The sequence below is a fragment of the Novosphingobium sp. FG90 genome, assembly GCF_057808725.1.
Genome location: NZ_JBMDIO010000034.1, coordinates 18,295 through 40,662, shown reverse-complemented (window position 1 = coordinate 40,662; position 22,368 = coordinate 18,295). Strand labels below are relative to the sequence as shown.

The 22,368-nt window shown below is 65.9% G+C and carries 28 protein-coding genes and 1 pseudogene; 6 read left to right on the top strand and 23 right to left on the bottom strand.

Features of this window, described 5'->3' with window-relative positions:
* The first annotated feature begins 10 nt into the window (after positions 1-10).
* Positions 11-1,168, top strand: coding sequence for a chromate efflux transporter (chrA, locus tag ACODRZ_RS21675; RefSeq protein WP_488986235.1), 1,158 nt, complete (start codon positions 11-13; stop codon positions 1,166-1,168).
* 741 nt (positions 1,169-1,909) lie between these two features.
* Here chrA and ACODRZ_RS21670 read toward each other — a convergent pair.
* Both ACODRZ_RS21670 and ACODRZ_RS21665 read right to left on the bottom strand, forming a co-directional pair.
* Positions 1,910-2,611, bottom strand: a pseudogene (locus tag ACODRZ_RS21670) (adenine nucleotide alpha hydrolase family protein); the annotation flags it as partial.
* Between the two features lie 87 nt (positions 2,612-2,698).
* The gene (locus ACODRZ_RS21665) at positions 2,699-2,941 is read right to left on the bottom strand and encodes a hypothetical protein (RefSeq protein WP_019054421.1); all 243 of its coding nucleotides are present in this window, start codon (positions 2,939-2,941) and stop codon (positions 2,699-2,701) included.
* Positions 2,942-3,060: 119 nt separating this feature from the next.
* Here ACODRZ_RS21665 and ACODRZ_RS21660 point away from each other — a divergent pair, with 119 nt between their 5' ends.
* On the top strand, positions 3,061-3,297 hold the full coding sequence (locus tag ACODRZ_RS21660; RefSeq protein WP_026149970.1) for an acyl carrier protein: 237 nt from the start codon (positions 3,061-3,063) through the stop codon (positions 3,295-3,297).
* Here ACODRZ_RS21660 and ACODRZ_RS21655 read toward each other — a convergent pair.
* Positions 3,273-4,082: a Mom family adenine methylcarbamoylation protein gene (locus ACODRZ_RS21655; RefSeq protein ID WP_019054419.1), complete on the bottom strand. Its 810-nt coding sequence runs from the start codon at positions 4,080-4,082 to the stop codon at positions 3,273-3,275. The genes ACODRZ_RS21660 and ACODRZ_RS21655 overlap by 25 nt on opposite strands.
* Before the next feature lie 263 nt (positions 4,083-4,345).
* Here ACODRZ_RS21655 and ACODRZ_RS21650 point away from each other — a divergent pair, with 263 nt between their 5' ends.
* Complete coding sequence (locus ACODRZ_RS21650) at positions 4,346-4,837, top strand: Ros/MucR family transcriptional regulator (protein ID WP_019054418.1); 492 nt, start codon at positions 4,346-4,348, stop codon at positions 4,835-4,837.
* A gap of 38 nt (positions 4,838-4,875) precedes the next feature.
* Positions 4,876-5,424 (top strand): hypothetical protein, encoded by a 549-nt coding sequence (locus ACODRZ_RS21645; protein WP_019054417.1) that lies wholly within the window; start codon positions 4,876-4,878, stop codon positions 5,422-5,424.
* A gap of 59 nt (positions 5,425-5,483) precedes the next feature.
* Here ACODRZ_RS21645 and ACODRZ_RS21640 read toward each other — a convergent pair whose 3' ends face one another.
* From ACODRZ_RS21640 to ACODRZ_RS21590, 11 genes are all read right to left on the bottom strand, one after another.
* On the bottom strand, positions 5,484-6,287 hold the full coding sequence (locus ACODRZ_RS21640; RefSeq protein WP_026149969.1) for an N-6 DNA methylase: 804 nt from the start codon (positions 6,285-6,287) through the stop codon (positions 5,484-5,486).
* An 88-nt stretch (positions 6,288-6,375) separates the two neighbouring features.
* Positions 6,376-7,587 (bottom strand): hypothetical protein, encoded by a 1,212-nt coding sequence (locus ACODRZ_RS21635; protein ID WP_019054415.1) that lies wholly within the window; start codon positions 7,585-7,587, stop codon positions 6,376-6,378.
* Entirely contained in the window at positions 7,584-8,795 is a 1,212-nt protein-coding gene (locus tag ACODRZ_RS21630; protein ID WP_019054414.1) for a helicase HerA domain-containing protein, read from the bottom strand. Before ACODRZ_RS21630 ends, ACODRZ_RS21635 begins: the two co-directional genes overlap by 4 nt.
* A gap of 105 nt (positions 8,796-8,900) precedes the next feature.
* Entirely contained in the window at positions 8,901-9,719 is an 819-nt protein-coding gene (locus ACODRZ_RS21625) for an NYN domain-containing protein (RefSeq protein WP_019054413.1), read from the bottom strand.
* Between the two features lie 99 nt (positions 9,720-9,818).
* The gene (locus tag ACODRZ_RS21620) at positions 9,819-10,127 is read right to left on the bottom strand and encodes a hypothetical protein (protein WP_019054412.1); all 309 of its coding nucleotides are present in this window, start codon (positions 10,125-10,127) and stop codon (positions 9,819-9,821) included.
* Positions 10,128-10,222: 95 nt separating this feature from the next.
* On the bottom strand, positions 10,223-10,549 hold the full coding sequence (locus tag ACODRZ_RS21615) for a hypothetical protein (protein WP_019054411.1): 327 nt from the start codon (positions 10,547-10,549) through the stop codon (positions 10,223-10,225).
* A gap of 79 nt (positions 10,550-10,628) precedes the next feature.
* A complete protein-coding gene (locus tag ACODRZ_RS21610; protein WP_019054410.1) occupies positions 10,629-11,063 on the bottom strand; it encodes a DUF4262 domain-containing protein in 435 nt (144 codons plus the stop codon).
* A gap of 28 nt (positions 11,064-11,091) precedes the next feature.
* Positions 11,092-11,625: a hypothetical protein gene (locus ACODRZ_RS21605; RefSeq protein ID WP_019054409.1), complete on the bottom strand. Its 534-nt coding sequence runs from the start codon at positions 11,623-11,625 to the stop codon at positions 11,092-11,094.
* A gap of 95 nt (positions 11,626-11,720) precedes the next feature.
* Positions 11,721-13,046 carry a hypothetical protein gene (locus tag ACODRZ_RS21600; protein WP_171132323.1) on the bottom strand — a complete coding sequence of 442 codons (1,326 nt, stop codon included), beginning with the start codon at positions 13,044-13,046 and terminating at the stop codon, positions 11,721-11,723.
* Positions 13,043-13,495 (bottom strand): hypothetical protein, encoded by a 453-nt coding sequence (locus ACODRZ_RS21595; protein WP_019054359.1) that lies wholly within the window; start codon positions 13,493-13,495, stop codon positions 13,043-13,045. The genes ACODRZ_RS21600 and ACODRZ_RS21595 overlap by 4 nt, the downstream gene beginning before the upstream one ends.
* Before the next feature lie 13 nt (positions 13,496-13,508).
* Positions 13,509-14,153 (bottom strand): hypothetical protein, encoded by a 645-nt coding sequence (locus tag ACODRZ_RS21590; RefSeq protein WP_019054358.1) that lies wholly within the window; start codon positions 14,151-14,153, stop codon positions 13,509-13,511.
* A gap of 180 nt (positions 14,154-14,333) precedes the next feature.
* On the opposite strand from ACODRZ_RS21590, the gene ACODRZ_RS21585 reads away from it, so the two are divergent.
* Positions 14,334-14,945, top strand: a complete 612-nt coding sequence (locus tag ACODRZ_RS21585) for a hypothetical protein (protein WP_052310930.1) — start codon at positions 14,334-14,336, stop codon at positions 14,943-14,945.
* A 17-nt stretch (positions 14,946-14,962) separates the two neighbouring features.
* Here the strand turns inward: ACODRZ_RS21585 and ACODRZ_RS21580 are convergent, their stop codons facing one another.
* From ACODRZ_RS21580 to ACODRZ_RS21565, 4 genes are all read right to left on the bottom strand, one after another.
* Positions 14,963-15,271: a hypothetical protein gene (locus tag ACODRZ_RS21580; protein ID WP_019054356.1), complete on the bottom strand. Its 309-nt coding sequence runs from the start codon at positions 15,269-15,271 to the stop codon at positions 14,963-14,965.
* Between the two features lie 91 nt (positions 15,272-15,362).
* On the bottom strand, positions 15,363-15,779 hold the full coding sequence (locus ACODRZ_RS21575; protein WP_019054355.1) for a type II toxin-antitoxin system VapC family toxin: 417 nt from the start codon (positions 15,777-15,779) through the stop codon (positions 15,363-15,365).
* Positions 15,779-16,033 (bottom strand): type II toxin-antitoxin system Phd/YefM family antitoxin, encoded by a 255-nt coding sequence (locus ACODRZ_RS21570; protein WP_019054354.1) that lies wholly within the window; start codon positions 16,031-16,033, stop codon positions 15,779-15,781. Before ACODRZ_RS21570 ends, ACODRZ_RS21575 begins: the two co-directional genes overlap by 1 nt.
* A gap of 62 nt (positions 16,034-16,095) precedes the next feature.
* Positions 16,096-17,130 (bottom strand): deazapurine DNA modification protein DpdA family protein, encoded by a 1,035-nt coding sequence (locus tag ACODRZ_RS21565; protein ID WP_019054353.1) that lies wholly within the window; start codon positions 17,128-17,130, stop codon positions 16,096-16,098.
* A gap of 29 nt (positions 17,131-17,159) precedes the next feature.
* On the opposite strand from ACODRZ_RS21565, the gene ACODRZ_RS21560 reads away from it, so the two are divergent.
* On the top strand, positions 17,160-17,654 hold the full coding sequence (locus tag ACODRZ_RS21560) for a hypothetical protein (RefSeq protein WP_019054352.1): 495 nt from the start codon (positions 17,160-17,162) through the stop codon (positions 17,652-17,654).
* A gap of 108 nt (positions 17,655-17,762) precedes the next feature.
* Here the strand turns inward: ACODRZ_RS21560 and ACODRZ_RS21555 are convergent, their stop codons facing one another.
* The 5 genes from ACODRZ_RS21555 to ACODRZ_RS21535 all read right to left on the bottom strand — a co-directional run bounded on the left by ACODRZ_RS21555 (position 17,763) and on the right by ACODRZ_RS21535 (position 22,269).
* Entirely contained in the window at positions 17,763-18,269 is a 507-nt protein-coding gene (locus tag ACODRZ_RS21555; protein ID WP_019054351.1) for a thermonuclease family protein, read from the bottom strand.
* A complete protein-coding gene (locus ACODRZ_RS21550) occupies positions 18,266-18,472 on the bottom strand; it encodes a hypothetical protein (RefSeq protein WP_019054350.1) in 207 nt (68 codons plus the stop codon). Before ACODRZ_RS21550 ends, ACODRZ_RS21555 begins: the two co-directional genes overlap by 4 nt.
* A 40-nt stretch (positions 18,473-18,512) precedes the next feature.
* Positions 18,513-19,124, bottom strand: a complete 612-nt coding sequence (locus tag ACODRZ_RS21545) for a DUF6927 domain-containing protein (RefSeq protein WP_019054349.1) — start codon at positions 19,122-19,124, stop codon at positions 18,513-18,515.
* Between the two features lie 53 nt (positions 19,125-19,177).
* Entirely contained in the window at positions 19,178-20,116 is a 939-nt protein-coding gene (locus ACODRZ_RS21540) for an ArdC family protein (protein WP_019054348.1), read from the bottom strand.
* Positions 20,117-20,199: 83 nt separating this feature from the next.
* Positions 20,200-22,269: a ParB/RepB/Spo0J family partition protein gene (locus ACODRZ_RS21535; protein ID WP_031308780.1), complete on the bottom strand. Its 2,070-nt coding sequence runs from the start codon at positions 22,267-22,269 to the stop codon at positions 20,200-20,202.
* Between the last annotated feature and the right edge of the window lie 99 nt (positions 22,270-22,368).

The window sequence follows — 22,368 nt, the reverse complement described above, 5'->3', positions numbered from 1 at the left end:
GGTCGGCGAGGTGTTCCTTGCCTTTCTTAAGCTCGGTCTCACCTCGTTCGGCGGACCGATCGCCCATCTCGGATATTTTCGCGACGAGCTGGTGCTACGTCGCAAATGGATCAGCGACGATGCTTATGCCGAGTTGGTGGCATTGTGCCAGTTTTTGCCTGGTCCTGCCTCCAGCCAGACCGGCTTCGTGCTGGGCCTCTTGCGCGCAGGTCCGCTCGGCGCGCTCGCGGCCTGGACTGCGTTCACGCTGCCGTCTTCGCTGCTCATGCTGGCCGTAGCTTCTGGGGCATCGAGCCTTCAAGGTGCCGTCGCGGCCGGTGCTATTCATGGGCTCAAGCTCGTTGCTATCGTGATCGTCGCCCAAGCGGTGTGGGGCATGGCGCGGTCGCTGACGCCAGATCTGCGGCGCGCGTCGATCGCAGCAGTCGCGGCCCTCGTCCTCGTACTTTCGGGCGGTGCCATCGGGCAAGTCGCTGCCATCGTTATCGGCGGATTAGCCGGACTGGTCTTATGCCGCGAACCCGCAGCATCTCCAGGCGATGGCCTTCCGGTCAGGGTTTCCCGTCATGTGGGAATCGCCAGCCTGACCTTGTTTGCGGCAATGCTGCTCGCAATGCCGGTCATAAGTGCAGCCCTCGGCGGACCGGGGTGGAGCCTGTTCGATATCTTCTATCGTGCTGGCGCACTCGTGTTCGGGGGCGGCCATGTCGTGCTGCCGCTGCTGCGTGCCGATCTCGTGCCTACCGGGCTGATGACGGACGACCAGTTTCTCGCCGGCTATGGGGCAGCCCAGGCGCTGCCCGGCCCTTTGTTCGCCATCGCCGGATACCTTGGCCCAATCGCAGCCGGTAGCGCATGGGGCGCGCTCCCTGCGATCCTTGGCGTGTTCCTGCCCGGCCTCCTGATCGTTATCGGCGTTTTGCCGTTCTGGTCGCGCTTGCGGCTCAATCCCGTCGCGCGATCGATTGTCACCGGCGTGAACGCGGCGGTCGTCGGCATATTGGCAATGGCGCTCTATGATCCGCTCTGGACGACCGGGATACGTTCGTTGGCGGACGTGGCGGCAGTCGGTGTGGGACTGGTCGCGCTGTTGCGCTGGCATCTCCCGCCGATCGTGCTCGTCGTTGCGATGGGCGTCTTCTCGGGAGCCGTAGCCTCACTGCTATGATGGCTGCGCAAAACCTTTCCGAAAACGAAGGTCATACGAGAAAGAAAGGCAGATGTACGGCTTTCTAACCCGTCGGGCGGCCCGTTCCCGAAATCTATTCTCAATCGCTTTGTCTTGGAACGGTCTAGTAAAGATGGGAAACGGAATTGTTAGGGCTTCTCGGAAACGCTGGCATTGGATGCGTCTTACCTAATCTAGCGACTGGGAGTAAATCACTTACGATCGGCAGGTTAGCGCTAAGTGCCGACATACACTTGGTCCGAGAGGGATGGCAGCTATGTCCCAGCCCTAGTCATAAGCGGACCGACCGGTCGTTGGCACAGCATTTTTCCACTCGAGTGACTTGGATGGGCGCATTGGTGCCTGACGGTTCCGCGCTGAGCGAATGACGGGTTCTGGCGAAGGCCGTCGTTCAGATGGCGACGTAGGAACGACGGCTTTGTCCCAGACCACGTCATAGCTGTCGTTCGGCTCAACAGCGCAGGAAGACGCGAGCCGTACGACCAACTTGGGCGCGTAACAGACATTTCCCAATCTGTCGGCGCAACGATCAAGGCCGCATCAGCAAGTCCCGACGGGCAATGGCAAGTCAGTTTCTTCCGCTCAGCAAAGTCATTCCGGATGCCGCCGCGACGAGTCGCACCGCCTTCGGCGGTTGCGCTCGGGACAGTTGCAAAGTGCAGTAGCGCTTTGCAACTGTCCCGAGCGCTTCAATGGCCTCGGATCGTCTCAAACGGCGGATAATTTTGTAGCCCATAAATAAAGGGTTGCGGTGAGACGAGACACCATCTGCAAACATAACAGCCAGCAGCTCGACTTGGGCGGCACGGGAAGGCCGGCAGCCTCGATGCGGGCGATGCAGGCGGCGCGGTCCCATTTCCATTCGCGAAGCGGGTATCGGCACTCGAAGAGATCATGCTCGATCGCGGAAGCATGGGCATGGCGCCGAGTATCCGCCGGCGAGGCATCATAGCCGATCAGGCGGATGACCTTCTGGCCGCGCGCCCAGGCCGCTTTCGCCGGCGCCCACTGTTTCAGGAACGCATCCTGGGGCGCCACCTTCCACTTAAGGGAGCACGAATGACGCCCCAGAGAAATGCTCGGCAGCGTCGCATTGGTGAGGACGTTGGCTAGCAGGTCGTAATAGGGCGGCCAGTGCTTGAACCGGCGCGGCGTGTAGCGAACGGTCTCGTAGCGGATGCCGCGCGCGGCCATCCAGGCGGCGATCATCTTCTGATAGGCGTAGGTCTCCGGCTTCTCGATGCCCGGGTCGCCGGTCAGGACGAGATCGGGCGGGGTTCCGCGGCTTTCGAGCTCGACGAGCAGCGCGGTGCTGTCGACGCCGATCCCGTAGGCGAGCACCACGGGGGCAGGTTCGGCGACGCGGATATAGTCGATGTCGCGAATATGCGCGGCGGGCGCGGAAGGATCGGTCGCCAGCATGGAGGTGCTCCGTTCTCGCGCAGTCCATCTGCGCGCCGAACGTCCCCCCGCCTCTCCTCCTCGGCCCTGGGTGGTGAAAGCGCATCGTCACTCGGCGTCCTGAAGGCTGGACTCCCGATCGTATAGATCGAGATGGACGCCGATCGCGGCCGCCGCGTCGGTCGTGAGGTCCCGGTGGTCATCGCCGTCGAGGGCGGTGGCCATCTCGATCACCGGATGAACCGATACGACCTGGCCTGACGGAAGCCGGAAGAGGTTGGTCGATCCGTCGATTTGTTCGGTCCCGTCGGGGACGTCGAAGCGGCCATGGATTTCGAACTCGACATGCATCAGACTGCTCCTCTGCTGAAGACGATATTGCGGCCCCACCGGCGGACGCGACGCCGCCGAAAGAGCAACGGCACGCGGATGCCGACCTCGAAAGGCGGCCCCCCTTGGAGATGAATTGGATGAGCGACATCGCCGATCGAATTGCGGAGCTTGTGGCGGACCAGCTTGGTGCCGATCGCGACAAGGTTACACCCGACGCCCATTTTATCGATGACCTCGGTGCCGACAGCCTCGACGTCGTCGAGCTCGTCATGGCTATCGAGGAAGAGTTCAATATCTCGATATCGGATGCCGATGCCGAGAAAATCCAGACCGTCGGCGACGCAATCACCTACGTCGAAAGCGCCAAAGCCTGACGCTGGAATCGAGCCTGCGGGAGGATTTTGGGATAGGGAAGCCTGGGCAGCGTCCGGCCGTTTCGGCGGGCGCTGCGGGTCAGCTCGAAACAATAGGTGAAAAGCCCGGCGGTGCGATGGCGGGTCAGGAGGCCTTCAGCCTGAAGACGGCGGAGCCAGGTTTCCGGCTGCTCCCGAAGTCCCGGGCCTGGCAGGCCGAGGCCGACGATCTGTGCGATCGCGCCATCCATGCCCCGTTCGCCGAGCCGGATTTTGGAGAGCGTCCGATCGGAGATGGTGCGGTTCCCTACGCGAAGGACGATGCGCGGCCGGGAGACGCCCCGGTGCGCGCCGGACAGGGCAGCATAGACCCGGCCGACATGACCTGCCTCGGGATCGCTGTAGGAGACCACGGCCTCGATTCTGGGGCGTGCTTGACGAAGAAGCCGAAAGGCACGGGCGCAAAAGAAGCTTTCGCCATTCTGCGGAACGCTGTCGAGCAGGACCAGCCGCGCGAGGACGCATCCTTTGGCGGGATCGGTAAAGCCGGTATGCCGGGTGATGACGGCGTCGGTCGCCGGCACAGCAAAGACGGCCACACCTTCCAGCACCGCCTGGCGGCCGAAGAGACCTATCGCGACCTGAGCGGCCGGGTAGCTCGGCAGATAATGATGCTCGGCGATGAACGCGCGCGCGGCGGCGTGGTCGATGATGTCCGCCGAGTAGGCTTTCGGATTGATGACGAGAGAGTCGGTCGCCCATAGAGCGCGCCGCTCCCGCCAGCGCTGGCTGCGTGAGGTGTCCATGTCGTGGCCTCGGGATGGAGAAGGATCGACGCCGCTTGGACCTTCGACCTGTCTCCCCGGTCCATTCCCCTCTTCTTTGGACAGGGATCGAGATGAATCGGTTTACGGAATGTTTGGGATTGGGCACGATCAGATATCGCACATCCCCTGATTGGCGCCGGTGAGCTTATGTTCCTTTGAGGCCTTGCGAGCTTCACATGGCGTCATGTTCCCGGTAGCGAATAGTCCTCCGGGTTCTTTCAACCAAAGAAGGCAAGATCATCATGAGCGAAGTATCGGAAGACGATAGCACGCTGATTACCCTGACCGCCGATATCGTCGCGGCACATGTGACGAACAACAGCGTGGCGGTCGCTGATCTGCCATCCTTGATCCAGAATGTTCATGGAGCGCTGAGCAATCTCGGCAAAAGTGAACCGGCTGCCGAAACAAAGCAGGAGCCGGCGGTGTCGGTCCGGGCTTCGATCAAACCCGACTATATCGTCTGTCTGGAAGACGGCAAAAAGCTCAAGATGCTCAAGCGCCATCTCATGACGCATTATCAGATGACGCCGGCTGATTATCGTTCGAAGTGGAATCTTCCGGCCGACTATCCGATGGTCGCACCCAACTATGCCGAGCAGCGCCGCACGCTCGCGAAGAGCATCGGCCTCGGGCGCAAGCCCAAGGCGGCCAGCGCCGCGCCGGCAAAGGCCACCAAAGCCGCCCCGGCTCGTCGCGGACGTGCAAAGTCAACCGAAGGGCAGCCTTCCTAGCAGCATCAACGCGGCATTTCGGTTCGGAGACGTCGGGTTTGGAACAGGGACAGTCGGGTCAAAGTGCGCCGGCGCGGCGCGTGACAGCACCTTCAGGGCAGCCCGATGCACGTCCGCCGTCCTATCCCGGCACCGAGGCGTCGGTCGGCACGGTCGTGAGCCTGGCCGACGCCTATTGGGATGCCGCGCACAGGCTGTTGCCGCAGATCGAGAAGGGCCGGGGTGTCTCGTCCGCGCCTGCCAGGCTGTGCGCCATTCAATCGATCGAGACCTATCTCAACGCGTTCTTGCTCTTTCATTCGCTCGATCGAAAGCTGGTGCGGGGCCTGCAGCACGATCTCGCCGAGCGCACGCGCCTGGCGGTCGAAAAAGGGCTGTCGCTCCGCCGACGCACCGCAGAGCATCTGATCCGGCTCAGCGACCAGCGTGACTATCTGGTGGTGCGATATGGTCCAGAGCAGCTCGGCGACCTGTCAGAGATCAACCGGATGTTCGCGACGCTGAAGGAGATCGCAGAGAAGGTCCGGGCAGCGATCTTCGAGCAGCCCTATGATCGTGCAGACCCATGGTACAAGGTCTATTGGTGACCCGGAGACCTTGTCGCGCAGTGATGTCCGGTCGCGAGCGGCGAGGGCCAGCCTCCCAGTCAGAACAGGGTCAACTGCTCGCCGATCGCGCGGGGCTGTGGTTCACGCGCTGGCATGCGAGGAGATGGGCGCGCAACTGTCGTTTGCGGTAGGGAGCGTGCCGGCGGCTCGGCTGCGCGAGGTTGGGCCGCAAGCTTCGCACCCCAGCCTCCCAGGATATGGGCCGGAGTGAACCAGTGCTCGCGAACCTCGTTGCTGAGGGAGTTGCCGACCATGACATGGGCCGGGATATGGAGCAGCGAGAACTGGATATAGGCCATGTGGACGGCTCGGCTGTCGATATCGACCGCGGTCACATGGAGATGGCGCTGGTAATTGATGTCGGCTGCGAGCATCGCCTGCGCGAGCGCGATGACCATGGCCCCTGCACCGCAGGCGGGCTCCATCGCGCTGACGAACCCCTTGTCGGCGATCAGCGCCCGCGCGTCATCGGCGTTGCCGAGCGTGATTTCCGCCATCATCTGGCATACGGGATAGGGCGTGAAGAACTGGCCCCTGTTCTTGTTGTGGATCTCGAGCGCGGTGAAGATGCTGCCCAAGACATCGCCCGGCGCGGCTTCCAGCGCCAAGGTGATTTCGGCGAAGACCTGCGGAAACATCTCGACGGTCGGCCTGTCATATCGTCCCACGATCTCGAGGTAGCGCGCCTCCCGATCGGTCCGCGAGCGGCTGTCGACGCTGTTCGAGATGCTGATCGCGCAGAGCTCCATGCAATCGGAGAAGAGGCTGTAGCGATCGTGGCGATAGCCATGGGCGTCGAAGAGTTTGAGGACGTTCCTGATATGTCGATCCTGGGGCGGCATGAGGGTTCCCCGAGCGCCGGCCGTCTGGCGACCGCGCCTGCTGTGTCTGGTTGAAGGGTGGGAGGGTCCGCCGGCATCGACGGAGAGCTCACGCGGCGGCGAGCAGACCCTCGAGCGTCACGGCGCGTCTGGGCCTCCGCCCGAACTGGTAGCCGTGATTGGTCGCGTATTTGCTGACCGACATGGCCTTCCGGTCGAGAGCGAGCGCCAGATCGGCGATCGAAACCCCGGTGCGGAAGGCGATTTCGAGGGCGCGGGTCTCATCGTCGCTGAACGGGCGGATGTAGCCGTGGACCAGGCCCAGGACGTTGGCACGCGTGGTGATCGATGCCTTGGTCCGGCCCATGCTCGCTGCGAGGGTCTTGGTCGCGACACGGCCATAGTCTGCGCGCAGTCGCGCTTCCTCGGCCTCGGTCCAGTCCGGACCGATGCGCCATCCGTTGCGGTTGGCATGGAGGCCGCGCAGCCCGAGATATTCGGCGCGGTGGCGCAGCGAGCCAGCGGTGCGGCCGAGCTGGCGCCGCAGCGGGGTCAGGCTTGTCCCCTCGGTATAGGCCTTGCCGAGGAACGCGTCCTCTTCGGGTGTCCAGGCCCGGCCCCATCCGCGGCCGTAGCCGAGCTTGCGGATGGCAAGGCCGAAGCCTCTGATCGTTCTATGCGGAAAGCCCTCCCCGACAAGCATCGCGACGATCGCCGTGTAGCGGTGCCCCGCCTCCGCAAGCTCGAGTGCGCGAGCCGTCTCCTGCTCAGTCCAGTCGGGCGGATGGTTTGCGTGCACGATGCCGAGATAGCCGGCGCGGCTGGACAACCCGCCGAAAGGCCGGCCGATCAGCGTCGCGATCTGGGCGAGAGGAACGCCGCGGCGATACCCCTCGGTGAGCTGGGCATCTTCCCAGGGTGTCCATTCGGGAGGATTGCCTTCGGTCAGGTCGAGAAGCCGGGCCCGGGCATAGACCGCTGAGCAGGAGCGAGCGAGATCCGAGGCGATGGTGGCGGTCGGCTCGGTGCCATAGCGGCGAGTGAGCTCTGCATCGTCGAATTCGGTCCACGACCGCGTCGAGTTGCGACGAAGCCCCAGCAGCGCGATCCGCTCGGATATCGCCCCCCTGCCCCTGCCGAGCGTGAGCGCCATATCGCCAATCGAGATGTCTTCGAGAAAGAGAGCTCGGAGCCTTTCACTCTCGGCCGGCGTCCAGGCGTCCGCGCGATAGGCCATTTCGCGCAGCGGCGGTGGCTGGGGGAAAGGGCCTGGCGCAGGCGCGAGCTCGACGACGTTGGCGTCCAGGTCGAGCGGGGTCATGCCAGTGCCACCACGGGAATGTCGCTGATCTTGGCCCTGAGCCGGGCATGCAGACGGGCGATCCGGTCCTCCCCTCGCGGCATGGTGTCGACCGCTGCAATGGCCGCCAGCATGTCGAGCGCATTGTCGACGGCATCGCGTGGGCAGCCGAGGTGGCCGGCGAGGTCGTTTGCCGTGGTCGCGTTGGGGGCGATGCGCCTGAGCGCGCCGATGATCGAGGCCGCGTGCGGCGCCGACGGATCGAGCAGGAAGGCGTCCAGCGCGCGCGTGCCCTTGAGGGTCAGCGCCGTATCGCGCGAGCCGTTCGACACCTCGCGCAGCGCGGAAAGATCGAGCAACTTCTCGGCCTCGTCGCTGTCGATCGCAGCGGCCGCGGTCAGCTTGGGCGTCGCGCCGAGATGCTCGGTGATCGTCTCTTCCATATGGGCGAGAACGGGGAGCGGCGACATCGCCGGCCCCATGGCGAAGAATTCGCCGGGAGCGAGCTTGCGCAGGCGGTCGGCCTCCTTCGCCGAGAAACCGAGCAGATCGGCGGCGCGCGCAATGTCGCGGTCGAAGACGTTGAGGCCGACGAGGAAGTTCTGCAGCTCGGAGATCACCGAGGAGGAGAGCTTGGCGAGGCGCTGGGTGGCGATAACCGGTGCGATGCCGCGCTTGCGGCCACGGGCGCAGAGGTCGGTGAGCGTGGCGACGCCGAGGCGGCGGGTCTCCGCGTCGCGGGCCGATCCCGCATGATGCGGCGCGAGCAGATGGCCCTCGTCGATGCAGACGAGGACGGTGTGGCTCCAATGCTCGCGCGGCGCGCCGATCAGGCCGGCGAACAGGGCCGCCGCCTTGATGATGCGCTGGTCGGGATCAAGGTCGGTGAGATCGACATGGAGCGAGAGCCGGTGCTGGCGGGCGCGCGCGGCCGCTGCCGTCAGGCCGTCCGAGGTGAGTTCGCAGCCTTTGAGCGAGGTCGCGCCGATATGGGCTGCGAGATTGCCGAATTCGCCTTCGGGATCAACCAGCACGACGGTCGTGAAGTCGAACGCCTCCTCGATGATCTTGCGCAGGGTCCGGCTCTTGCCGGCGCCGCTGCTGCCCTGGATGAGCAGCCGGCCGGCGAGCAGGCGCTCGAGGTTGAGCATGAGCGCGCCGCGGCTGTGCTTGCCGATCGGCACGGACCATTGGTCGGCGGATGGGTCGATCGATAGGACTGTAGCCATGATGGGATCTCCTGGGCCTGGCCTGTCTGGCCATCGCCCACTCGATCCCTCTTCCCTTTGCGCATCGGGCGCCTGGCCGCGCTATTGCGGCGCCCCCGGGGGAGGTCAGCCGCCCGGCCGCGGTGCTCGATCCTTGTTGCGCTTGTCGGCGACATAGCTCTGGCCGTTCTCGCCCTTGAGGATCTCGAAAAGGCCCGTTCCCGTGAAGAGCGCGGTAAAGTTCTTCACGCCGTAGTTGCGGGGATCGATGGGCGCCTGCCGCTTCGCCGCGCTGCCCGCCGCCGACATGAGCGCCCAGCCGTCCTCGCGCGCGGATGCCTCGACGGCACCGCGCAGGATCGTCACGAGCTTGGTGTTCTGTGCCAGGGTCTTTTCGGTGGCCTTGCCCGCTGAAGGCTTGGACTTCGCCTTGGCCTTGGGCGCGGCGGGTGCTTCGGGAGCCTCGCTCTGAGACGCTGGCTGGCTCGGATCCTCGAGGCTGTCGAGATAGAGGAAGGTGGTGCAGGCGTTGACGAAGGGCGCGGGGGTCTTGCGCTCACCGAATCCGTAGACTTCATGACCATTGGCCTTCAGCTGCATGACCAGCGGGGTGAAATCGCCATCGCTCGATGCGATGCAGAAGGCGTCGGGCTTCTGCGTGTAGAGCAGTTCCATCGCGTCGATGACGAGCGCGATGTCGGTCGCATTCTTGCCGGTGGAATAGCTGAATTGCTGGATCGGCCGAATCGCGAAGTCATGGAGCTTGTCGGTCCATCCCTTGAGCGCGGGCTTGGCCCAATCGCCATAGGCGCGGCGAATATTCGCGGTGCCATATTTGGATAGCTCCGCGAGCATCACCGCGATCTTCGCATGGGACACATTGTCGGCGTCGATCAGGAGGGCGATCCGCCGATTGAGGCCGCGGGGCTTCTCGTCATTCTCCATGTGGCAATCACCCTTCCTGTTCTGTCTCGTCGTCCGTCGCCGGCTGGACCGCAACCTGCGCATGTGGCTGCAGGCGTTCAAGTCATTGTCGCGGCTTCATCAATCAGCCGGACGCTCCGGCTTGTCCCGCGGCCTCATACCCCAGTCGGGCGCATAGTCCGGACCGTAGTTCGCGCTGCGGAGATATTCGGTGTCGCCAGCCTCATCGACGAGATAGCCGGTCACTTCCTCGGCATAATCGGCGTCGAGCGCGCCTTCGGCGGTCGGGACCAGGCGCACGCCGAACCCCCTGGCGAACAGCGCCTCGTCGGCGGCGCGCATGGCGTCTTCATGGTTCGTGGCCGTGACCGCCATCTTGACGCGAACGGTCGCATAGACGTGAACGAAATGGGTGGGCTCCGACATCATCGGTCTCCTGGGTCTGGCGTTGGGGATGTTGGACAGAATGGGGCCGAAGCGCTCGGCGAACGTCGTCCCGGCAATTTTAGAGTGGCGCCGCGCGATCAGAGATCCATGATCGCTCCGCCCAGGACGGCATAAAGGCCGACCTCGAAGCGAAGGTTCTGCATGGCCCGAAACCTGGCGTCGCGCCGGGCCTCGACGTGGAACGCGCTGCGGCCGGTGTCGGCTTCCTTGATGCCGGTCGAGAGCGTGGGATAGGTCTTGCCAGCACGCGGACCCGTCATGATCTGGGCCGTAGAGCGGCAGTCCAGGGAGCGGTCGAGCGCATAACCGAGACCGCGCAACTGCCTTTTGATTTCGTTGAGCGTGACGGGATGCCAGCCATCGGCGGCGCGGGCGGCCAGTTCGTTGGCGAGGGCGGGGTTCATGGGCGAAGCTCCTTCGCGGTTGCATCGACGGATTCCCGAAGGTCCTCGGCCGAACGTTTGGGGAAATGCTGCGGCAGCGTCAGGCCAGCGGCACGTCGTAGGCCGGCTCGCAGCCCGGTTCGCCGGGATAGATCCCGGCCGCATCGCACAGCAGTACCTGCAGGACGTCATACTCCTCGTGGCGGAGATAGCGTCCTGCCTGGAGTGTGAAGCACTGGTGGGCCTTGGCGGAGGCGCGGCGGACCCGAACTGGGAACTGGCCGCCGACATCGATGTCGCCTTCGAGCGGCCTGCGCGCCTCGCGCATTTTCCGGCCGAGGTCGTTGATGATCGAGCCCGCGACCCGGGGTGAGAAATTGCCGACGAGCAGGAGTTCCGGCAGGCCGTGCAAGGCGTTGCCGATGCTGTAGGCAAAGGCGGGTGTCTCGCCATCGGCGAAGACCAGGAACATATGCTGGCCGCTGCGCGCGATGTTGCGCTCGATCACGGCATAGAAGTCCGAAGCATCGGTCATGAAAACCTCTATATCGGTTGGAGGGGATTCACGCGGCGAGCGGCGGCGCCAGAACCTCCAGATAGGCGGTTTCGACGAGCTCCGTCTTCTGGCTTCGCTCGCGCCGCGACATGTCGAGCTTCACGTAGAAGCCGGCGAAATGAGTCTTCACGATCACGCCCTCGCGGCCGGCATAGCGGTCCCCGCCAACGCACGTTCGCGGCCGGATGCGGACCCGCGACCCGATCCGATGCTCGAGGACAGGTTCAGCAGGGGTCGTCCGCGCGGCGAGGAAGCGCGCCAGGCAGGCCGCGTCATCGAGACGGTCACCGTCCGCGCAGCAGGCCCGCGCGAGCATCGCCCATGAGCGGAGGCTCATCGCATCGCCCGCGAGACGCCGGTCATATGGCTCGTCATGCCCGGCGAGCTGGCCTGCCGCGATATGGGCGTCGGGATCGAAGGCGAGGATCGTGGCTGCATGATATTCGCTCTCGCCGAGCGCGACGGTGAGCTGGTCGATCTGCCGGACGAGATCGGCATTGGCGGTGGCGGGAAGGCCCGAGAAGACGGAGAGTTCAGACATGCAGGGGTTCCGATCGGTGGAGGAAGCTGGAGCGCCGGCGTCTCGATCGGCCGGCACATCTCCCCGATACCCCCTCCCCTTGCACGCGCGCCGGATCAGGCAGCGGCAAGGTCGAGGAGGTCGGGCACGGGAGTGGCGGTGAGCCGCGTTGCCCCGCCGAAGGCGCGCAGGCGGGCGGCCATCGTCTTGCGCAGATGAGCGCGGTTGCCGATGATGGTTTCAGGCGACAGCGGTTCGCCGCGGGCCGACACATAGCCCGTGGCAAGCCGCCCTTCCGGCGTCTCAACGATGATGCGGTGGCCGCGGCCGGGCTGCTTTCCGGCATAACGAGCCGTGAACTCGCCGAGCTTGCCGGTAAGGCCCTTCACCGCCTTGCCCCAGCGTATGTGACCGGCGCCGAGGCTTTCGCCGGCCATGAGCCCGCGTTCGAGCCAGATGCGGAAATGCGTGCGCTGCTGGAGGACGGTGTTGCGGGTGCGCTCCATGGTCCGGCAGAGCGGCAGCGCCGGCGCGTGAAGGTCGAGGAGCCTCAGATAGTCGCCCTGGGCGGCAACGAGGATGTCGTCGAAATCGCGGCCCGCGAGGAGGCTGCGAAGCCGATCGCCAACGCGCCGATCGGCTGGCAGGGCGTCGCCGTGCAACGGGATGATCGCCGTCATGTCCTCGCCAAGCCTATGGAAGCCGGCGCCGGAGACCAGGATGACGGTGAGTTCATCCGGGCCGGCGGCGGCCCGCAAGGCCGGCAAAAGCAGGGCGGCATCCGATGGCGGGCTGGCTCTCTCACCGAACAATCCTGCCTCGGGCGCGCCGAGAATGAGGAGCCGTCGCGTCCACCGGGCGGGCAGCGGTTCGTCGGTCGGCTTGGGCCATGTGCTTGGAAGGGGACGAGCGCGTTGCACCGCCGGCCGCGCATCCGGCGATGGTGCCGCTTCGAATGCGCGGCGCGCGGTATCGAATAGGTCGTCACGATCGCCGCCACCGTCGGCGAAGCCCTGGTCGTAGGCGAGCGAGGCAGGCGACGGGGAGCCGGCCCGCCGGGCTTCCGGTTCCCATCCGGCATGGGCTGCGTACCAGCCCGAGGCGTAGCGCACGGCCCGGTCCCAGTCATAGCCGTGAAGCGTGCGGCCGCGCAGGATGGCGTCGTCGCGGGCGTCACCTTCGCCGCGGCCGACCTTGCCCTCGGTGAAGCCGAAGTTGCGCGCCTGCCGCTCCTCGTCGTTGGCTCTTGACATCGCTTCCATGACTGGGCGCAGCGCGAGTGCCCGGTCACGCATCCGCGCGACCCTCGCTTCTCGGTCTGCCTCGTTCGGGAGATCCGGGAATCGTTGCCAGGCGTCGGCGAGGATTGCCGCATGGTCGGGCCTCCGGCCGCGGGCGATCCAGGTGGCCGCGTCGGCGGGATCGAACGGCTCGGAGATCATCGGTCGCCCTCCGCGCGAAAGCCGAGGCTCGAAGCGGTCAGGCTGTCGAGGCCGCGCGCGAGCGCCTCGTAGCGTCCCGTGAGATTCTCGATTGCCCCGAAGGCCCGTGCGTTGGGCGGCGCCGATGGCACATCGAGACGGAACGGCAGGGTCCGTTCGGCCATCTCGGGGAAGACGGCGCCGAGCAGGATTGCGGCCACCCGGTCGGCGACGGCATCGACGCGCTTGCCGAAATGATGCTTGTCGAGGCCCGGCGCGGCTTCGAGATGCGCCATCGGCGCGATGACGTCCGGCAGGCGGGCGAGCAGCCCGGCTCCCAGGCCGTAGTCCGAATGCATCGAGATCAGACCCTGCCGTTCGAGCGAGATCTCGGTGAAGGGGATATGCACCCGGTAGGAATAGCTCGGCGCCTCGACGCCGATCCGGGTGCGTGTGAGCAATATGCGCATCGCTCCATCCCCCTCAGGCGACCAGCCGCGGCGCGGCGGGCGCGGCGGCAGGGAGATTGAGGTCGCGGCGGATACGCGCGGCAAACCGGTCGGGCTCGACGAGCTCGCGGACGGATGCCCAATGGTTGCGTTCGCCGATATAATCCTGGCGGTCGCGGACCCTGCGAAAGCAGACCTCGCGGTCGGGCCCGAACGGCCCGAGCGAGAACTGGACCCAGAGCATGTCGGCGTGGAGCGTGATCTCGCCGGACACCGCCGGCCCCGCCTTGTTGGAGCGGATGTCGAAGCTGCCCTCATCGAGACTCAGCGCTTCTGCGAGGCGGCGGAGGGCCGCGCGGCCCTCGGAATGGAACAGCTTCTTGGCGGTCTCGTCATAGGCGACGCCGCGCAGGGCGAGCGTCTTGAGCATCGGCCGGTTTCTGAGGTCAGCGATCCGCGCCATGCAGTCTCGGCGCAGCTCGGCATCGGCCGGCCGATCGGCGCAGACCTGCGAGAGATGGCGCACGAGCAGGATGACGGCGGGGTCGGTTTCGACCTCGATGCCGGCGTTGCGGCAATCGGTGATGGCTGCTTGGATAGCGTGGAGCGTGGTGCCGATCGTGACCAGCGCGCTGGGGTCGAGCGCCTGGCCGTAGCGAAATGCCACATCGTAGGTCATGGGGTCCTCCGGGAATCTCGAGCGGTTCTTCCGCTCGCGCCCCCGGCCCCCCTTCCCTCTCGTCCCCCCGGCGGAATGGATTCGAACCTCGCTGCTGGCCCTGCCGAACGACGACAGCGGCGCAGCGACGGTGTATTGCCGCCGGACACGGCGAAGAGCTGGGGCGGACGGAGGAACTGGATGGACGATATCGCGGGCTGGATCGCCCCGATCGCGACGATGATCGCCGCTATGATGACCGCGGCCAATCTGGGCGCGAAGGTCACCGGGTCGGGATTCCTGGTCTTCACGATAGGATCGATCTGCTGGTCGCTCGTGGGGCTATCGACCGGGCAGACCAACCTGCTCGCGACGAACGGCTTCCTGACCGTGGTCAACCTGGTCGGCGCATGGCGATGGCTGGGCGAGCAGCGCCGATACGAAGAGGGTGGCAAGTCCGCCGAGAGGGCCAGCCGCCGATGCTCGAGCGATGAGCTGTTCACCGCGACCGGACTCGCCGGGATGGAGGTGGACGATTGCCACGGACAGCGCATCGGGCGCGCGGTCGAAGCACTCCTCGAGTCCGCGTCGGCGAGGATAAGTTATCTGGTCGTTTCCCGGGGCGGTATCGGCGGTATCGACGAGACGCTGCGCGCGGTGCCTTGCGAGGTCGTCTGCTTCGCTGCGCGACGCCTCTCGCTGACGATCGACTTGGCGGGGTTCGAGGAGCTACCCGTCCTCGCGACGGGCGACTGGCCTGCGGAAGCGCCCCGGATTGGGTCCGACAAGGACGCCCGCCTGCAGGCGACTTGAGGTCGGCAATCGCAATGTTATCCCCGCCTGACCAATCGGATTTTGCGGCAGGCGCCCGGACCGATGGCGCGGGCTATGTGACCGGCATAGACGCCGCAGGCCGCCCAGTAGGCGGCGAGCGGAGGCTTGCGGCTGCGCCAGCTCGCCTCGGCGCGCTCTCTCGCGTCCTGCTGGAGTTCGAGAAGCAGGTCCCGCAGCATGCCCCGCGTTTCCGGATCGAGTGCCCGCAGCCTGGCGACGGCCGGCAGTGTGAGGATCGGATTGCGGACCTCCGCACGATTCGAGCGAGCGGGAATCCGCTCGGTGGCAATGAACTGGTGGGACATGAGGGCTCCTCGAACTGCAGGAGCTCTCGCTCCCGTCGGGCTGCCCTCGCACCCCCTCTCTTCTCTGGCGGTGAGGTGGTCGACGTCGGATTCAGGATAGCGTCGGCGTCTCGAACGGGTTGATCACCGGAACATCGAACGACGCGAAATCGGCGACATTGCGGGTCGCAATCGTTAGGCCGAGAACACGCGCGGTCGCGGCGATCAGGGCGTCCTCGTAGAGATGCTCGCTCTTGCCATGCATGAGCTTTGCCCAGGTGCGATAGATGGCGGCGTCTATGGGAAGGACATTCCAGGCCTCCGCGAGCGCATCGGCCCAGGTTTCGATCTCATCGGCGCGGGCCGGGTCCTGGCCGCGGGTGATTTCGATGCCGGCTTGTATCTCGCCGAGCGTAACGGCCGAGATATGGAGCGTGCTGTCGTCCTGCGCTTCGAGCCACGCGAGCACGGCCCCATGGGGGCGGACGCGGCGAAGCTCCGAAACGATATTGGTGTCGAGGAGGAACATCAGAGGGCGGGCGACGCGCGGTGCTTCCCCCGGCCCCGCGGCGGGATCACGAGATCGCCTCGGCCGGGGGGCGCCAGAAGTAGGTCCTTGAGTGTCGGGCGAGCACGGCTTTGAAGGCGATGCCACTCGGCGGCTGGTACCAGCACCGCCGCTTCGACGCCGCGCTTGGTGACCATCTGGGGTCCATGGGTCGTGCATGCCTCGAGCATTTCGCTGAAGCGCGCCTTTGCGTCCTGAACGGGCCAAGCCTGCATATCGATTCCTTTCTGACTAGTTATCTAACTAGTCCGCGAGATATTTCAATTCCGTTCCGGGATCAGCCGGTCATGCGCTCGCGATAGATGTCGGCCGCCCACTGCTCGATCCAGGGCGCGGTCGTCTCGTCATGGTCGAGATCGCCGCATTCGATGAGTTCCCGCATTTGCTCGCGCGCCTCGGCGATCGCCGCCTCCCAGGGGTCATCGGGCTGCGCGGGCGCGATTGGGGGAATCTGCACGGGAAGCTGGCGCTGCGGCTGGCGCAGGCGCGCATGCTGGGCGTGGACCCAGTGTTCCATATGGTCGGCGACGATGGCGTCGGTCTTCACGCAGCCATCGCGCCGGGCCGCGGTCCTCGCTGCGACACCATAGGCCTGGCTGTCGATCGAGGCGATGCGGTGCCGGAAGGCCGCGAGATAGGGGAGTGCCTCCCCTTTCACGCCGAACAGATGAAGCCGGATGCGCCGCGGAAGCACCCGATCGAGATGGTCGACGACGGCCATCAGTCCTTCGGGGCCGTGGATGGAACGCCGGCACATCGATCCAACGCCGACGAGCCCGGCGCGCTCGATCGTGCCCGACAGGGCATCGGCGCAGCGCTCATAGTCGGCGGGTAGCCGCCCCTGGATCACCGGCATGAAGCTGTCGAGGATGTCTTGGTCCTCACCGCGCAAGCGGCACTCGATATTGGCGCGGATGGTGCGCGATATGCGGTCGAGGATCTCGTCGCGGTCGCCGGCGACCTCATGCTCGACGCAATAGTCGAGGGCCGCCCACCAGCGAAACGGGTAGGCGGCGGCGAGGCGGACATAGTCGCCCACGGTCCAGGGATAGCCGCCGTAGGTGGTCATCGCGCTGAAGCCGGCGCTGTCGAGGCAGAGGCTGTGGAGCCCGGCCGCATTGGCGAGCGGACCAGTCGTCCAGCCCGTCCATTCGCGCCAGCCGCGCCGCCGCGACCAGCGCGAAAGGGCGTTCGCCGAGATGAGCACGGGCTGCTGCAACTGGCGCGCGCGATCGAGCAATTTGCTGTCGGACAGGTGGGGTAAGCCGATCATCACCGCTATCGTGCGCGGCTTGACCCGATCCATGTTCATATTATGTTCCTTGCAAAAGGAGATTTCCGATGACCGATTCCGCAGCCCGTTTTCTTGGGCATTTCGATCTGGACGTGACGCTGCGCGATGCGGCGCTCGACGAGCAGAACCGCCCGACCCGGCGGATGATCGCCAACGCGGCCATCGGCATGCATGTCGAGGACGCCTTCTATTCGGTCCGCGAACTGCGCGAGGCGGTGACCTGGATCCACGAGGGCGAGCTTGGCGGGAAGCGCAAGCTGGCCTCGATCCTCAGCAATCCGGCGGGCGACGACTTTCAGCGCTGCATCTATTTCTGCCTCGCCGGACGCGGCGTGGTCGAGATGATCGACGATCTGATGTGGCTCGAGGAGCTGCTCGAGGCGCGCGGCCGGATCGCGGGCAAGATGCATCGCCGCAAGGTCAAGGCCCGGCCGCTCGTGCGGCCCTATGTGGCGGACGAGCCGGATGGCCCGGTGGTGTCAACGGCGGAGGATTTCCAGCAGGGCCAGTCCTGGTGGGCCGATCCCGGCCTGGGTGCCTGAAGCCTGCGGGCGTCAGGCGCTTGGCGCGCCGGCCCCTGCTCTACCCTTTGCCTGGTTGGGGATGCCCGGCGTGCGCTTCCGCCGAGCAAGGCCGGGCCTTGCCGGCGATCAGCGCTCGCATGACAGCCGTTCACCGCGCCGCCACCGCGCTGGCTCCAGCCAGTTTCCGGCAAGGGCGCCCGCGTGTCGCCGCTGCGCTTCGCTGAAGGCGGCCGCATAGCGCGAAGCGCGGGCGGCGTCGGACCTCAGATATTGCGGCTGCGGGATGGCGAGTCCGGCCGAGATCATCACTTCGCCGAGGTCGCGTCCATTGATGGAAACCATGGCAACCGGCCTGCCGTAGCTCGATCGGGACGAGAGACGGATCTGCGCGTCGCCGCCCCGCAACGTCCGCGCGGCGAGGTCCTGGGCGGCTTTCCCACACTCCCAGCAGGCACCGGCCCGTTCGCACATCTGGTGCCGTTCGAAGGCATCGACCCCGAGCAGGCGGAAATCGGTCGCGACCGTGTCGCCATCGAGGGCGCGCGCGGTGGCGCTGAAGGACGTGTCCTCCGCCGCATCGCTGGGCGTGCAGGCTGCCGCCAGCAGCAGAGCCAGGACGGGAAGCCGTTTCATGCGACCATTTCGAGGACGATCAGGCCCGGCGTTGCCGGGTCGGTGGACACGCGGAACGGTTGCAGCGGGTTCGCGGTGCGCAGGATGCTGACCCTCTCCTGGGAATGATCGAAAATCCGGCCCGCGACGCGCAGCGCGTTCTCGCGGCTGCAGAGCAGGCCGCGCTTGGGCGACAGGGCGTTCCTTTCGATGGCGATTGTCATGACATGATCCACTTCATCACGAGGATATACGGATTGATGTTCAGGCGAACACCGTCTTGTGGATTTTGGTGACGGGCACGATCGACCAGGCCCGCTCCATCAGCCGGCTGATCCGGTAGAAGCAGCCATTGTCCGGGTCGCGGAGCATCAGGCTCCGGCTGCGCTTGCAGACGACGAACTCCTGCGCGACGTGGCCGTCGGTGAAGGTCACCGGCTGGTCGAGCCGGATGCGATCGCCTTGGGCGAGCTTGCGCCCGCGCAGGGCCAGATTGGCGCGGCAGCGTTCGCGCCAATCGATTGCGTGACGATGCTCGGTCGGGGTCAGGAGATCGAGGATACGCTCGGGGCACTCGGCTTCGCATGGACCCATATTTTCGGTCATGTCCTTATACCCGAAGATCATTCCGTCCTTGTCGCGCGGGTTCCACCGCACGAGGCAGACGATGGCGAAAACCTCGCCGCCGATGCCGTTCTTCATGACCTGCACCGCGGCGTAATAGACCCGGTTGCCGGGGCAGGCCGAGGCCAGCACCTTGAGTCCTTGCGTGCCGCCATCCTCCTGTGGGCGGTCGTAGGTACACTGGGCGTCGAGGTAGGATTTGGCGGTTGCGTGGCCGCCGAGCGACGCACGCGGCATGTAGAGCCATCCCATGATGGTGTTCCTTTGCTTGTCGGTAATTGGGGAAGCGGGAGCCTCGGCGGCGCTCAGGCGGCGAGCGCCGGCACGGCCGGATCGGCGGGCGCGGCATCGCTCTCGGCACCGGAGAAGCTCTTCAGATAGGCGAAGGCCTGCTCGGCTTTGGCAGCCGCGTGGATGATGGCGGTCTTGTCGCCGCGCAGGATGCCGAGCCAGTGCCCGACATAGCTCGCATGGCTGTCGTGCAGCAGATTGGGCAGGCCGAGATCGGCGCAGCAAAGGCCGGCCCCGATTTCTGCGACGAGCTCTTCGAACGCATAGGCCTTATCGCCGAAGCGCTTGCCGAATTTGCGCGCGAGCCGGTCGGGGTGGCCCGACCAGTGGACTGTCTCATGGCACCTCGTCGAGGCGTACAGATCCATGCTGCGGAACGAGCTGCGGCTGGGCATCTGGATGTGATCGAATGTCGGTGTGAAGTAGGCCTGGTTGCCGCCGTGGCGGACGTCGGCGGGGATCGCGTCGAAGAAGGCGTCGATCGCGGCCTGGTGCGTCGAGGGCTCCACCGGCACCTCCGGCTCTTGCGGAGCATAGAAATAGGCCGGAAGCGCGTCGATCTGATCGGCATTGAAGACGACGTAGTGGCGAAGGAAGCGGATGTTCTTCTCGACCTCCCTGCCGGTTTCGGGATGCTCCTCGGTCTTCTTGAACGAGGAATAATAGACCGAGATCGCGCCGGTTTCGCCGCGCCGTACATTGGCCCCGAGCGCCTCGGCCTGGCGATAGGTCATCCAGAAGCGCGAGCGGTAGCCCATCGCGTCGCCGAGCGCCCACAGGTAGAGCGTATTGATGCCGGTATAAGGCGTGCCGCAATGCCGCAGCGGGCGCCCGCCGGCGCCGCTGCACCGCCAGGGTCTCGACCAGGGCGGGACGCCTTCCTCGAGCTTGCGAATGATGAGGTCGGTGATTTCCGCGGCGACGTCGCGGCTGGAGCGTCGTGAAGCTGACATGGTGGGAACTCCGGTGCGGACGAGAAGGAAACCGCCAGCGCGGGGTGCGCGCCGGCGGTGAGCACTCCAGTTGGTGACTGGCGTCAGGCCGCGAGCGCGTCCTGATCGTCCAGCTGAGATTCGCCGTCGGCGTCGTTCCCCGCGACCGTCTCCCGATCGTCGCCCTGATCCTCGGTGCTGTCGTCGACATCGAGATCGTCGGCGGGCACCTGGTCGAGGAACTTCATGGCGTTGGGCACCCAGGCCAGCGCCGCGTCGCGAACCTCCGGCTCGACGATCGCCTCGCCCGCGAAGAGCTTGGCGCACGATTCCGAGATCTCCGACTTCTTCATCGTCGCGTGACGCGCGGTGAGCGCGGCGCCGCCGACATCGGCGAGCAGCGTCAGGATCGAACCCTTGCTGACCCGGTCGAAGAAGTTCTCCGAGGTCGGCCGCCACCAGCTCGCGACGTCGATCTCCATGATCGTCGCGAGACGGTTGTGGAGCGGGGACTGTTCGGCGCGGGAATTGGGCGCCTCGAGCGACATCGCGACGATATAGCCTAGCCAGGCCGCCTTGCCGTCGTCGTCGAGCGCGCGGAACGCCTCGAACCGCTCGACCTGCGAGGGATATTCGGTCCAATCGGCATCGAGCCCGTCATGCGCTTCGGCGAGATAGCTGCGGGCACGGGTCGCGGGCTGCTCGCCGGTGACCGGGTCCTGCGGCGAGCGTGCGCGGATGGTCGAGCCATAGGCGCTTTCGGTGCTCATGCGGTCGTCGATCATCACGAACAGCGCATAGTCGAGCGCGAGCGCCGGATGGCTGAGGAGGGTCGCCGCCAGGACGTCGCGCCGCTGCATCGCAAGCTCGTCGTAGAGCCGCGCGCTGAGCGGCTTGCCGCCGGGCGCGACCGCTTCGGGCCGCGACGCCGGAGGCGCGGATTCCCTGCCTGCCCCGCTCGGCCGGCTGCGCGCCCCGTTGACCGCGGTGTCGCCGGTTTCCTCCTCGGTGCCGCCGATCCGGACGGGCTCCTCGCTGTAATATTCGGCGTCGAGGACCATTTCGCCCCTGGGAGTGAGCTTGAGGAAGGCGCCGACCAGCGGGCGCAGCTCGTCCGGCAGCACCGGCGCGACGTTGCGGATCGCCTGCTCCTCCTCGGTGAGCGCGTCATATTCCTGGTCAAGCGCCTTGTAGGCGTCCTCGCCGATGGCATCATCGTCCATCTCGACGGAGATCACTTCCTGCCGGGCCGAGATCGCCTCGATCCGGGCCTGCTGTTCCTCGGTCAGGTCGGCCGGGGGCAGGATGACGCGATAGAGGCCGGCAGCCGCGCTGTGGGTATAGTTGGACGCGATCGGCCGGATCCAGCCAAGGCCGAGTTCCTCACCGACGCGCTTGGCTTCCGCTTCCATGATGTCCGCGGCCAGCCGCTGCGCGATCTCGGGATTGACCCACTTGTCGCCGCTGTCGCTGAAGAGATCGCGGTCGACCTTGCCGCCAGCCTCCGCATAGCGATCCTCGCCGACCAGGATGGCGACGGGGTCGGTCGAGTTCATGGTCTCGTTGGCGATCACGCGGCGGATCGTGTCGGCGTTGGAGTAACTGGTGCCGTAGCTGTTCCAGACGAGAAGCTGCTTCTCCTGGTTCTCGGTCGACGCATAGGCCTTGGCGACGTCGAGCGTGATGGTGCCTTCGCTCAGCGCCTCGAAGATCGGCTCAGCGAGCGTCGCCAGCCGCAGGCGGCCCTCGACGAAGCGGCGGGTGAGGCCGAACCGCTTGGCGACACCCTCGATGTCGCCCGTCAGTCCAATGAAATACTGGAACGCGCGGCATTCCTCGGCCGGGGTCATCTTGAGCTGATGGAAGTTCGCCGCGGTCGAGGTCTCCGACAGGGTCGCCTCGTCGCCGACCAGAACCTTCACGGGAACGTCGTAGGTTTCAGGGTCAATGACGCCGCGGTCGGCGAGCATCCGCAGGCCGCGGAGGCGGCGACCGCCGTCGAAAACCTCGAAGGTGCCGCGCGGCTTCTTCACTGGCGTGACGAGAAGGTTCTGCAGAACGCCGCGCGCTTCGAGATCGGCCGCCATTTGCGGGATTTCGAGCAGTTCGTCGGGCCTTTTGCGGACGTTGATGGGCGATAGGGTGAGTTTGGCGAGCTTTACGGAAGCGGTCATGGGAAGGAGCTCCATCTGGCGTCCGGATCATCCCGAACACCAGCTCCGTCCCCCCTTCCCTTTCCCCGATCTGCTTCGGCCGAACTTGCATAGGCCGGA